Origin of the sequence: Streptococcus jiangnanensis (assembly GCF_040888325.1) — a bacterium.
GTDB classification, from domain to species: Bacteria; Bacillota; Bacilli; order Lactobacillales; family Streptococcaceae; genus Streptococcus; species Streptococcus jiangnanensis.
In genome coordinates, this window is record NZ_JBFNFF010000004.1 from 76134 (window position 1) to 88925 (window position 12792).

Consider the following 12792-nt stretch of genomic DNA (forward strand, 5'->3'; position numbering starts at 1 on the left):
TATGGGCTACTTTGATTATTCCAGAGAGCCCAAAAGTGATATTGCCTTTGTCGATATGAAATCTTTTTATGCCAGCGTTGAGTGTGTGAAACGGGGCTTGCATCCGCTGAAGACCTCGCTTTGTGTCATGAGTCGCGCGGAAAATTCTACTGGTCTTATCTTAGCTTCCTCTCCCATGTTTAAGAAGATTTTTGGTAAGTCTAATGTTGGCCGGGCCTATGATCTGCCTTTTGATATCAAAACGCGCAAATTTTCCTATTACAATGCTCGAAAGCAAGGTTTGCCTACTGACTCAGACTATGTTCGCTACATCGAAGATTGGGCTCAAGTCACCTTGATTGTCCCTCCTAGGATGGATGAGTACATAGCGGTCAATATGGAAATCCAGCGAATCTTTCAAAACTATGGTAGCCCAGATGATATTTATCCCTACTCTATTGATGAAGGTTTTATTGATTTGACTAGTTCGCTCAACTATTTTATCCCAAACAAGAGTCTCTCTCGCAAAGACAAGCTAGATATGCTTTCTGCTCGCATCCAGAGGGATATTTGGAGGCAGACAGGGATCTACTCTACAGTGGGTATGTCCAATGCCAATCCCTTACTGGCCAAGTTGGCTCTGGATAATGAGGCCAAGCACACTCCGACCATGAGGGCCAACTGGTCTTACCAGGATGTGGAAGAGAAGGTTTGGGCCATTCCCAAGATGACGGACTTTTGGGGGATTGGCAGGCGGATGGAGAAACGCTTGCATACTCTGGGGATTTTTTCGATTAAAGAACTAGCCACCAGCAACCCAGACCAGCTAAAGAAAGCTCTGGGTCAGGCTGGCCTGCGTTTGTGGTTTCATGCTAACGGGATTGATGAGAGTAATGTTCATAAACCCTATAAAGCCAAGTCCCAAGGCTTGGGAAATTCTCAAATCTTGCCGAGAGACTACGTGAAGCTACGGGATATCGAAATTATTCTTCGAGAAATGGCGGAGCAGGTGGCTATTAGACTGAGAAGGGCGGGCAAGAAAACAACCCTTGTCTCTCTCTATGTTGGTTTCTCTAAGCAGGAGGTCAGGTCGTCTATTCACACACAAATGAAGGTCGAACCGACTAATAATACTGCTGTTTTAACAGACCACGTTTTGAAGCTATTTCATAACAAATACACTTCTGGAGCGGTCAGAAGTGTCGGAGTCAACTATTCGGGATTTGTGGACGAGTCCTTTGGCTTGATCTCCCTCTTTGATGATGTTGACAAGTTAGAAAAAGAAGAAAGGCTCCAGACGGCTATTGATGCCATTCGGGAACAATTTGGTTTTACCTCCCTTTTAAAGGCCAATGCACTGGAAGAAGCCTCTAGGAGTCTTGCCAGAAGCAAGCTGATTGGGGGGCATTCTGCTGGAGGATTAGATGGTTTAAAATGATTGATCGTTCTTATTTACCCTTTCCATCTGCGCGTGACTATCAAGATCCAGGGATGCAGAAGTGGATGGGCTTTTTCCTCTCAGAGCATACTAGTTCACTCGGTGAAGAGAAAAATCGGGTAGCTTTTTCGACGAGTTTGAATTCCGCTGAGAAGCTACTCTTGCTTTCGCAGCTTTATGTTGGGCAACTGAAGGGATGCTTTGTGGTCAAGGAAAGAAGGCATAAAACCACGATCATTGGTGAGGTAAGCGAATTATCACCTCAAACTCTATCTATTAGGACCAATGAGGGTTATAGGCTGATAGAGATTGTAGATGTCCTCGAAATTCGACTGTGGGAGGAGGGAGTGTATGACTAGAAAAGAGTTGTATGAAAACAAACTGCAGATGGATTATTTTTCAGATAGTTATATCCGCTTTGAAGAGGATTTTCAAAAATACTCTGCCTTGAATGTTCCCTTGACTTTTTTGATCGATGATATCCTACGCACCATGGCGATGAATCAGAAAAGCTACTTTGTCTTAAACAAGGAAAATGCCAAGGATGGGCGGGAGCATCGCTTTTATTTTAGGGTGGTGACGGAAAAAGAGTGTCCCAGAAATCGAACCTATGCATATGCTGGACTCAAAAATAGTAGTCAGTGACTAGGTGTGGAAGAGGAAAGTCTGATTTAGGAAAGATGGCTTGTGAGCGTCAGAAAATCTCATGGTATTGGAATTCGAAACACCATCTTTTATCTGTGGAGTTCTTGCAGAAACTTATGATGGTAATTCTGATGAGATAAGACAAGGGGCACTCTTTTTTAGATGAGCGTTTATTTGAAATCGTAGTTGACTTTGAAAATACCTATCCTCAATGATAACCTTATTTTAGAATTTTATACTAAAACATCCATATAAATTTATGGATGTTTTTTATTTTCTAGAGATAGAAAAAGAGAAGACCAGATGGTCTTCTCTACGGGGGAACTGAAATAATGGAAAAGAATCAATCAAAGATTTTTATTAGTCTTTGAAATTCTTTTGGAAGATAAGGAGAGACAAGATAGAAGTAATAGCTGCCAAGAATAGGAAGGCAGTTGCTTCTTGTTCCCCAGTTGCTGGGAGTTGTTTTTCCTTGTCTTCTTTGACTGTAGTTGCAACAGGAACTTTTTCATCTTTTGCTGGTGAATTGTCTGTTACGACTGGAGCAGGTTTTTCGGTCTCTCTTGGGACAACATACTCAGGAAGAGTCACAACTGGTGGCGCCTCTGTTCCAACTGAGCTTTGTTTGCTACCCACCTCAATCACTCGATCTTGAGCTGGAGTCGTTTCCGTTTGGACAACCTTGCGATTGTCACCGTCTACTTCAACATACTCGACTAGGATACCGTCCTTACCTTCTGATAGAACTTGCTCTTTTCCTTTGTCTAATTGGGCATTTTCGCGACGGATAGTCTTGAACGGTACTGGTTTATTGACAATTTCCAAACTTGGAAGTGTAAAGACAAGATCCTTGACTCCTTCTTCAGGACTTGAAGAAGTAATTGGTTTTTCTGGTTGAGCTGGTAGAGGGTGCTCAGGAAGGGTCACAACAGGAGGTACCTCTGTTCCTACTGAGCTTTGTTTAGTGCCTACCTCAATCACTCGATCTTGAGCTGGAGTTGTTTCCGTTTGAACAACCTTGCGATTGTCACCGTCTACTTCAACATACTCGACTAGGATACCGTCCTTACCTTCTGATAGAACCTGCTCTTTCCCTTTGTCTAATTGGGCATTTTCACGACGGATAGTCTTGAACGGCACTGGTTTATTGACAATTTCCAAACTTGGAAGTGTAAAGACAAGGTTCTTAACTCCTTCCTCAGGAGATGAAGAAGTAATCGGTTTTTCAGGTTGAGCAGGTTTCTCAGGCTGAACTGGTTTCTCAGGCTGAGTTGGTTTTTCCGGTTGAACAGGAGTTTCTGGTTGCGCCGGTTTTTCCGGTTGCGCTGGTTTTTCAGGTTCGGTTGCTTCGAGCTTGCTGATTTGTTCGAGAGCAGTTTCTAGTGCTTTGTTGACTGCTTCCTGAGTCTTAGCTTCTTGGATCGCAGCAATGGCTTGGTCAGCAATTGCTAACAATTGCTTCTTAGCTTCCTTGTTAGAACCAAGCTCACCGACTTTTTTCTCGATAGCTTCAGTCAAGCTAGCCATGGCTTTATCATACTCAATTTCCGGTTGTTTTGGTTCAGCTGGTTGTTCAGGTTGGTCAGGTTTAGAAGGTTCTTCAGGCTGTTCAGGTTGATCTGGACTAGGTTCCTCTTGGCCTCTTTGATAGTTCTCGTCCTTGGATAGGATATCTTGTAAGGCACTGACTGTCAACATGACTTCTTGAACATCCACTGCATCAGTACTGAGTTGGTTTCTCAATTTTTCTAGATTTGCTTGGAAAGCTTGGCGTGCAGTAGCCGTATTTTTCAAGCCTGCTGGGTCAAAGTTGGACAAATCATCCTTCCATTTAGAGATAGACTGGATGATATCTGCCTTGCTGTAGAGTTCGCTGCCTTCGCCACGAGTGATAAATTGGTCTACCTGAATACCGATATTTCGAGACAAATCGTTTCGATCAGGATCGAGTTGAAGGGTGACTGCGTGCAAGTTTTCGTCCAGACCTTTTAGGCTAACCAGCGTTTGATTGCCTTGGCGTTGGGCTGCATGACCGCTAAAGTATTTCTTGCCCTCAATAGTTGACGCATTTCCCATGCCCTCTTGGTAAGGAACTTCTTTGCCATCTAGGAAGACTTTGTAGATACCATGATTTGGATCGACATAGCCCTTGATATCAAGTCCAGTACCGTAGAAGTAGGCTGTGACAGTTGTCTTTTTCTTTTGCTCATCAGTTAAGCGACCAAAGGAAGCCCAAGACTCAGTCTTTTGGTACTTGTCTGCCGAATTGGTTTCATGGTGCCAGCCAGGACTGTAATCCAACTGACTAGCTTGGTCATCATAACTTGTTTGATCCTTGATCAGCAATTCAGCTTTCATCACTTGGATGGTTGCATCGGTAGCAAAACCGAGCAAGGCACCATCAGAAACAGAAGTGAGCTTGGCTTTGAAGTCAAAGACAGAGTCGGCTTGTTCTGTAAAGTCAATCGTTGGGATGGTAACAGTCTTTTCTGTTTCTCCATCTTTAAAGGTCACATCTTGAGTTGTATCTTGGTAAACTTTACCGTGAACCCCAGTTCCAGGTTCTGTGATGAAGCGAACAGTAGCAGCCCCCTTGCTTCCACCAACACGTTTAATCTTAACAGTGACTGGTTTTCCTTTTTCGACTTCGTAGTTGGTAGACTCGAGTTCAAACATTCCTTTGCTATCATTGTTTAGGGTGTAGATTCCTTCTGTAGCAATTGGTTCGCCTGTTTTGTTTACAAGAGTAATAGTGTGTTGGCCTGGTGCTAAATCGCCTGTCTCAAAGACTTTTTGGCTGCGTTTACGGCTAGCATTCTTAGTTTGGACATCGGCAACCTTTTGACCATCAACGTAGACGGACATTTCTCCATGACCAGGATCGACTGTAGAGACGACATAGGCCTTGGTTCCTGTGAAGGTATAGCTTACTTTGGCATCTTTTTGATTGGTCCACATAGAAGTGCCACGAACACCTTCAGATTCATTGTACCAAGTTGTTCCGGCTGTATCTGCAGTTGTGTTTGAGTGGTATTCCAGTCCAAGAGGGTAGCCATCTGTCTTTTCAATGCTGCTTGGTGTCTTGTAGACTGAGAAGTTGGTCAAGATTGGAGTTGCTTGAGCACCAGTGATGGTTACACGAATTTTTTGTGCCTCTACAGGCTTGCCTTGAACCAAGCGACGGTAACCAACGGTCGAACCTTCGCCGTAAGTCACCCAACGTCCGTTGATTTCAACTTCAATCTTGAAACCTGAGATACGTTGACCTTTGGCAATATCTTCCTTGAGTTCAACGACGTCAAAGCGTCTCTTTTGCCCCAAATCGACTGTAAAGCTACCGGTTGTGGCATCATTTGAGAGCGCCCAGCTGGTGTCATCTTTACCGTCTGTGAGGTGGCTTTCCTTGTAAAGGTGGTTTTGACGAGTCGAACTTGCTGTTACGGTGGCACCTTTGGCAAAGTCAGTCGCATACATTTGATCTAGGGTTGCCTTGAATTCCTTCAAGCGAGCCACATCTGCATCTGCGAATTTCCCTTCTTTATTTGGTGGAATATTGAGAAGGAGCGGGGTTCCACGACCAACGGACTTGAAGTAGATATCCATCAACTCTTTGAGTGATTTCGGCTGTTGATTGTCATGGTAGAACCAGCCTGAACGGATCGAAACGTCAGCTTCCCCTACAGAGTACATATCACCATCTGGGTCACCATGGTTGAGGTATTCGTTTTTCACATCGTCTGTGATGTTAGCTCTCTTGACTTTATGCCATACAGGGTCGCCTGCTATACCTCGTTCATTTCCGATCCAGCGAACGCTTGTCGGTTGAGCAGAGAAGATAGCAATATCTCCTTCGGCTTCTTTGATGTATTTGAACCATTCATCAAAGGTATAGGTCACTTTTTGGGCACCGCTACCACGTGCACCGTCCATCCAAACCTCGATAAATTTCCCTTTATTACCGTATTTCGGATTACCAAGGATTTCTTTCAGTTGGTTGAGATAGTATTGGTTGTATTCCTTTTCGGTTGCGACATGGTATTTAGGATGGTTGGCATCCCATGGTGATAGGTAAACACCCATGTTCATGTCGTACTTGCTAGCAGACTTGGAAACTTCTTCGAGAAGGTCACCCTTTCCATCTTTCCATGGGCTAGCAGCTACGGTATGGTTGGTGTACTTAGATGGATAAGCAACGAATCCGTCGTGGTGTTTAACAACCATAATGGTTCGTTTGAAGCCCGTTTCCTTCAGAGTGCGAATCCACTGGTCAGTATCCAAGTTGGTTGGATTGAAGTATCGGGGGTCTTCTTTCCCATTTCCCCATTCAGAATTGGTATAGGTGTTCATTCCGTAGTGGATGAAAGCTGCCAATTCTTCCTTGTGGTAATCGAGTTGAGCCTTGCTTGGAAGAGGTCCATGGTTGCCAATCTCAGTTTCTTTATCTTCTGGATGAGAGACTGGTGGGGTCGGAGTCGTTGGATTAGCTGTATCAGCGACTGGCTCGTATTCAAAGACGACTTCATTCACCCCTTTTTGCTGGATCCTTGCTTCCAAGTTAGCCTTGACTGGACGGTAGCCAGCTATTTCTTTAGCTTGGAAAGTATGTACGAAGGAAACGTCGTATTCTTGACCTTCATTGTTATCAACTGTTACTTCAGCTAGTTCAGTTGTTGTTCCTTTTTGACGGTAGTAAACTTTGAAAGAGCCTTTGTTGACTTTATAGACCACCTTGATGACACGTGTACCGGCAGGCGCTTTGCTGACAACATTGTGATCTTCAGCCCAAGTATCTTTTAGCTGTTTATTGACTGCTACACCATCGATAGATACAATTTCGTATTTGTCTTTATTCTTCTGATAGAAGTCCGTTTTCTCGATTTCTTTTTTGAAATTGTAGTCAAATGGAGAATCAACAGTTGTCTGTTCGATAAAGGTGTCATTATCTTTGACAGGATTTCCTTCTTCGTCTTCGTGTTGGATAACCACACGGCCGTACTCAACTCCCTTGGTCAAGGTAGCAATCCCATCTTGGTTGAAGGAATATTCGTTGCTTCCAATAACAGCTGTTTCGTTCCGAAGCATACGCCCCTCATCAGTAAAATAGTAACGATTTCCGTTATCTCCTTGGTACCAGCCTTTCACACCATATTTGGCAATCATGTCCTTAACCCATTTCAGTTGTTCAGGTGAAAGGACGAGTCCGCCACCAAAGCGATTCTTTTCAGGAACACCATTGTCAACGGTTCCGTGTTGGTGAACCCCCAGAACTTTTCCTTGGCTATCGACAATCCCGCCACCAGACAAACCAGATACAGAAGTGGTTTTGTAGGTGATACCAGTCGTTCCCTTATCATCATAGGACTCAACAGATCGGATGGTCCCATCTGCCTTGTAAAGCTGACCAGCTAGGATAGGTTGTTTCAGTTCTTTTGAGCTCGAGTCAGTTGGGTAGCCAATCGTACTGATGGCTTCTCCCGGCTGATGTGTCTTGTGCTCCGCTAAAGGCGCAAAGGTTGCTGCTTTGTTTGGACTAGCAATCGGAAGAGGAATAGGAGCTTCTACAAGAGCAAGGTCATTCTTATAGCCTTTTCCAAACTCTTTCTTGTTCCAGAAATGGATGTCCTTTTCTCTGAATAAAACCGTAGTTCCAGAAGATGGAAGTGAGTTTTTCTTTTCGCTGTTTGAACCAACGTTATAGTAGAACTGGGCAGATTTTCCACCACGAATGTGACCTTCGCCAGTTTCTTTATTGGCCTCTAGGAAGTTATGAGCAACGGTAAGGATTAGATTAGGAGCTACAAAGATACCAGATCCTGAAACGAGGTAGCGTTGTTCTCCTGCGTTGTAAGTGCTGTAAACCATAGTAGCAGCAGTAGCAGGTTGTCCCTCGTAGTTGATATGTTTGAGGTCTTGACCACCGTTAATGATAGCACGGTTTCCGTTCTCAGTTTCTTTTGGAGCTTCTTCCTTATCCTTTAGAATGCTCTTAGTTTCTACTTTTGGACTAGCTTTTTTGTCAACGATAGTTGTCGTGTCGAGTTCTTTGACAGGTGTGTCTGGATAGGCACGGTCTTGAATTTCTTCAGGGAGCAAATCAGCACTGCTGGTATCGGCAGCAGGTGTTTCTTGTTTTTCAGCTTCTACACGGTCTTCTTCTTTGACTGGTTCAGCCTTGGTCTCTTCTATATCTGCTACTTGTTTAATTTGCTGATCTAAATTGGATGTCGTGGTAGGAGACGTTTCGTCTGCACGCACAGTTCCAGAAGCAAAAAATGCCAGTCCGACGATAACAGAGGCCACTCCTACAGTCAACTTCCGAATGCTAAAAGTTTGCCCTTTTTCAAAAAGGTATCGATTCATAATATACTCCTAGTTTTTAGAAAGGCAGTCAGCTACTGCCCAAGCCCAAGTCTGACTTGGTTACAACTTGATTTAATGAAAAAACTCTCTGATAATTTGTAAGCCACCTTACCTCCTGTTTATAAAGCGCTTTCATTTTAAGATAAAAAAATTTAAAAGGTCATTTCTCCCTTAAAATGACTGAAAACTTTTAATATAACAAATATACTAAATTAATGAAAGAATTGCAAGAGCAAAAAGCAAAAAAATAAATATAAATTAAAGAAAATCAGTTACTTTTTAAAGAAAAAACGCATCCTTTCATGGCTCAAACTAAATGAAAGGATACGTTTTAAAAAGAAATTAGAGTATTTTTTGGAGAGAATCTTGGATGGTTTGGGGGTCTGTTTTGGAAGAGAAGCGCTCAAGGACTTGCCCATCTCGACCAATGAGAAACTTAGCAAAATTCCATTCGATTCGTTTTCCTAGCGGGCCAGACTTCTGGTCTTTTAGCCAAACATAAAGAGGATCTGCTTCCTTGCCGTTGACCTTGATCTTGGCAAAGCGAGGGAAAGTGGTCTGATAGTGTAGGCTACAGAAACTATTGATTTCCTCTGCGCTGCCGGGTGCTTGTCCCATAAACTGATTGCAAGGGAAATCTAGGATTTCAAAGCCCTGATCTTGATAGCGTTCATAGAGTTCTTGAAGCCCCTGGTACTGGGGCGTTAAACCACATCCTGTAGCAGTGTTGACAATCAAGAGAACCTTGCCACGATAGCTCTCCAGGGGAGTTGCTTGGTTGTTTTGGTTCAAAACGGAAAAATCATATACGCTGGTCATGAGAGCCTCTTTTCTTTTTCTACATTGTAACAGTTTTTACCCTTTTCGTCGAGTTGGATGAGAGAAGTTGTTGAAAAAATACACAATTGTAGATAAATCAGGACAAAATGATGCTCCTTTTATGAAACATGGTATAATAGGCCTATATAGCTAAATGGAGTGTACTTATCACTAGGGAATCAGAAAAAGGATAAAACAGCCATGTCAACAGTAAAAAGTGATATAAATCTTGCGCAAACATATGCGACTCAGCTTAAAAATGCTTGTCAATCGTTAACAGCGATCGCTGCGGCTAGTCAGGATGACTTAACGACCCTTCAAGGGAATAACAAGGCTCATCAATGTCTGACAAAGGATCAAAATCTAGCTAGTCAGATAACAGCCGCTGTCACCCTAACTTCCGAACGACTTCACTCTGTAGCGAGTGATTTTGAAGCGCTAGATAAGGCTGCGGCCAATGGTTTTGGGAGTCATACATGAGCACGTTAGATGAGTTGAAGAAAAGAGAGCGAGAACTCTTGTACCAGCTAGAAGACAATGGAAAAGAGAAATACCGCACTAAAGAACTGATAGAAACCTTTGAAGGATATGATAGAGCTAGCCACCGTTATCAAAGTGATTTGTGGGAGGCAGCCTATCAGAGCCGATACGCAGGACAGTTGGAAGAAACGCTCCTGCAAAGAAATCAACTCAAAAACCAAATCTTTGAGGACCTCACCTACCACATGGATGATTTGAAGAAAGAAAAGTTCCGATTAGAGGGAGACTTGGATGCGGTTTACTATGAAAGGCGCAAGGAACTAGAAAGAGAGGAGGAGACGCGTCATGGGCATTGATATGTATTTGGAACAATCGCAACTACAAAGTTCAAGTGTAGCGACCATGTGTCAATCTCAGGTGGAGGCTTATCAAGCCTTGCAATCAGCCATCCAAAAGTTTTCAGAGGATAAGGAAAGTCTAAAGGGCGACGCTTATGATTCGGCTAGAAGTTTTTTTGCAAGTGTCTTATTGCCCTTGAGCAAAGGGGGACAACTCTATGCAGAAACCTTCTCTCAAGCTATCAAGAAATTACCAGAAGACTACCAAACGATGGTCGACAGCAAGAGTTGGCGTGAGGATGATCTGCTTGATAAGATCCGCCAGGAAGAGCAAATGATCGCCTATCTGGATGAAGTCAACCAATCCCTTTCTTCCTTGACCATGGATAGCGAAGAAAAAGGGAGATTGAGACGTAGTAATGTGGAACTCATGCGAGGACACCACGCGAATAAACGTGTCTATGAAACAATCTTGAGAGACCTGCGTGCCTATGATAGCTATTCAGGAGGACTGTTCGATGAACTAGACAGTATCGATGTGCAGTTGAGTCGTGGGCTGGCCCAGATCGAAACGAGCTGGGATGCCAAGACAGGCGTCTTTAAAGTCCCATCTGACCTGACTTGGGCAAACTACCTGACTGCCTATTCTGATACAAAGGACTTGAAGCTCAGTCGCCAAGAGAAGGCCTTTGTCCAGACCATGATGGCAGAATACGGCTTTGATGCAGAGACAGCCCAACAGCTCTTGACCATCAAGCAAGGGATAGATAAGAAATTCCCAACCTCAAGTCAAGAGTTCCGTGACTATATCTTTTTGCGTGTCGTCGGTGCCGCCTACTATAATGACTTTAAGTGGAAGGAAACAGCGGGCTATTTAAAAAATTATTTTTTTGATGAGGTTGTTAGCAGTCCATCTACAGTTGAAAAAATGAGAGTAGAAAAACCAATTCTTGAAATCTTTAAAGAATTAGGATTGAAAGAAGAAAAGGCCAAAGAACTGTATTATAATCTTAGACTGCAACACGAGATGGCGGGTGGGGAATCTGATAACATAGAAAAAATTAAGGATGATGATCAAAAAAATGGGACTAACCATTATGATTCCTATAAAAGTACTTATGAAGGGATTTATGGTGATAAGGGTAACTTTGACGAATTTTGGGACAGCAAACTAAAGTCATACTCTAACAATGGAGCGGGCCATGCAGACTTTACCCACCAGTCCATTACTATGGCGACTCATCTTAATCCTAACCAAGCTCAGTTATCCGATCTCTATGGCGGTAGAGAGCGTGTCAAGGACCTTTCTGGCTGGGAGGGAGATACGACCTTTAATGCAAACGATATGAAGCCAAGTATCGGAGAGGATGACTACAAGGCGGATTTGGACTCGGTCAACCTTATCGGCCGTATGCAAAATGGGCAATCCTATGACCAAGCAATCTCTTCTTACTATGCTGACCTTCAAAAAGACTCCTCTCAGAGAGAAAGAGAATTCCTAAAAAATAAGGATTGGGATACAGTCAGAGATACTATTTATGATAGTTTGCGACCAACGGATATTAAGTTAGATGGAGAGGATGCTCTTAAAGCATATATTGAAAGAAAATATCCAGGAGTGTTCAAGTTTTTAAACCGCTTGGAAGCCGTGGCGGACTAGGAGGAAGTCTATGAAGAAAATTCTAGGTGTTTTAACAATAGTAGTATTACTTGTATCAGTTTGTTTTTACTTTTTTCCTAAACAACCTAAAAATATTTTTGATGAAATTTACCAAGAAACGGAGAAAACCTATCGGTTAAATAATATTTTAAGAAACATAGATGGGTTTAAAATCAGACCCGATTGGCCTAACGATGGAGAATATTTTGCATACACCCCTTCAGGGAAGTATCAAACTCATCCTGAAGGTTATAAAGACATAAATATTAGCTTTAATTTTGGAGAAGGTATTAAAGGGATGACGATACGTTTTGAAAAAAGGATTAATTCGGATATTACCCTATGGTATTCAGCACACTATAATATGCAAAAGAAAGTGCTCAAAAAAGGGCTTGCGATTTTTGAAGAGCCAAGGCAACCAGGTCAATATCTTAATGATGAAGAAAAAGTAAGAGACTATTTAAAAAAATACAACATAACCAAAGAAGAATTAGAGAAAGACTTCGACGAAATCGTCAATCAGAAGGTTTTAAAAGACTGGTGTTCCATCTATGACAGCAAGTACTCGCCAAGCAACTATGGCGATGTCAAGATTGAAACCCAGTGGGAGAATTGGTGACAGGCCACGCAGACTTTACCCACCAGTCCATCACTATGGCTACTCATCTTAATCCTAATCAAGTCCAGTTAACTGATATCTATGGCGGTAGAGAGCATGTCAAGGACCTTTCAGGCTGGGAGGAAGACACGACATTTAATGCAAATGATATGAAACCAAGCATCGGCGAGGATGATTACAAGGCTGATTTGGACTCGGTCAATCTTATCGGCCGTATGCAAAAGGGGAATCCTATGACCAAGCCATATCTTCTTACTATGCTGATCTTCAAAAAGATTCCTCTCAGAGAGAAAGAGAATTCTTAAAAAATAAAGATTGGAAGCATGTCAGAAGTACTATTTATGCTAGTATCCTCCCATTAGAGATTATGGAAAAAGGTGAAGATACCATTAAAGCATATATTGAAAGTAACTATTCAGGTGTATCCAAGTTTTTAAACCGCTTGGAAGCCGTG

At 42.7% G+C, this 12792-nt stretch carries 10 protein-coding genes; 8 read left to right on the forward strand and 2 right to left on the reverse strand.

The genetic code is table 11. From position 1 onward, the window contains the following. The first annotated feature begins 1 nt into the window (after nucleotide 1). From AB2B49_RS06700 to AB2B49_RS06710, 3 genes are read left to right on the forward strand one after another with little or no spacing between them, the layout of a single operon-like run. Complete coding sequence (locus tag AB2B49_RS06700) at nucleotides 2-1417, forward strand: Y-family DNA polymerase (RefSeq protein ID WP_000540287.1); 1416 nt, start codon at nucleotides 2-4, stop codon at nucleotides 1415-1417. Next, nucleotides 1414-1776 (forward strand): hypothetical protein, encoded by a 363-nt coding sequence (locus tag AB2B49_RS06705; protein WP_000567203.1) that lies wholly within the window; start codon nucleotides 1414-1416, stop codon nucleotides 1774-1776. The genes AB2B49_RS06700 and AB2B49_RS06705 overlap by 4 nt, the downstream gene beginning before the upstream one ends. Continuing rightward, on the forward strand, nucleotides 1769-2062 hold the full coding sequence (locus tag AB2B49_RS06710; RefSeq protein ID WP_000196995.1) for a DUF5960 family protein: 294 nt from the start codon (nucleotides 1769-1771) through the stop codon (nucleotides 2060-2062). The genes AB2B49_RS06705 and AB2B49_RS06710 overlap by 8 nt, the downstream gene beginning before the upstream one ends. Nucleotides 2063-2422: 360 nt before the next feature. On the opposite strand, the gene AB2B49_RS06715 is transcribed toward AB2B49_RS06710, so the two are convergent. Then, nucleotides 2423-8422, reverse strand: a complete 6000-nt coding sequence (locus tag AB2B49_RS06715) for an alpha-L-fucosidase (protein ID WP_320692022.1) — start codon at nucleotides 8420-8422, stop codon at nucleotides 2423-2425. A gap of 342 nt (nucleotides 8423-8764) precedes the next feature. Further along, nucleotides 8765-9241, reverse strand: a complete 477-nt coding sequence (locus AB2B49_RS06720) for a glutathione peroxidase (protein WP_049505165.1) — start codon at nucleotides 9239-9241, stop codon at nucleotides 8765-8767. Nucleotides 9242-9442: 201 nt separating this feature from the next. On the opposite strand from AB2B49_RS06720, the gene AB2B49_RS06725 reads away from it, so the two are divergent. From AB2B49_RS06725 to AB2B49_RS06745, 5 genes are read left to right on the forward strand one after another with little or no spacing between them, the layout of a single operon-like run. Next, nucleotides 9443-9721, forward strand: a complete 279-nt coding sequence (locus AB2B49_RS06725) for a TIGR04197 family type VII secretion effector (RefSeq protein ID WP_049505164.1) — start codon at nucleotides 9443-9445, stop codon at nucleotides 9719-9721. Beyond that, nucleotides 9718-10077, forward strand: coding sequence for a DUF3958 family protein (locus AB2B49_RS06730; RefSeq protein WP_049505163.1), 360 nt, complete (start codon nucleotides 9718-9720; stop codon nucleotides 10075-10077). Before AB2B49_RS06725 ends, AB2B49_RS06730 begins: the two co-directional genes overlap by 4 nt. Next, the gene (locus AB2B49_RS06735; protein WP_049505162.1) at nucleotides 10067-11719 is read left to right on the forward strand and encodes a T7SS effector LXG polymorphic toxin; all 1653 of its coding nucleotides are present in this window, start codon (nucleotides 10067-10069) and stop codon (nucleotides 11717-11719) included. Before AB2B49_RS06730 ends, AB2B49_RS06735 begins: the two co-directional genes overlap by 11 nt. 10 nt (nucleotides 11720-11729) lie before the next feature. Then, nucleotides 11730-12338, forward strand: a complete 609-nt coding sequence (locus AB2B49_RS06740) for a TipC family immunity protein (RefSeq protein WP_049505161.1) — start codon at nucleotides 11730-11732, stop codon at nucleotides 12336-12338. Further along, nucleotides 12335-12643, forward strand: a complete 309-nt coding sequence (locus AB2B49_RS06745; protein WP_231071365.1) for a hypothetical protein — start codon at nucleotides 12335-12337, stop codon at nucleotides 12641-12643. Before AB2B49_RS06740 ends, AB2B49_RS06745 begins: the two co-directional genes overlap by 4 nt. Nucleotides 12644-12792 lie beyond the last annotated feature (149 nt).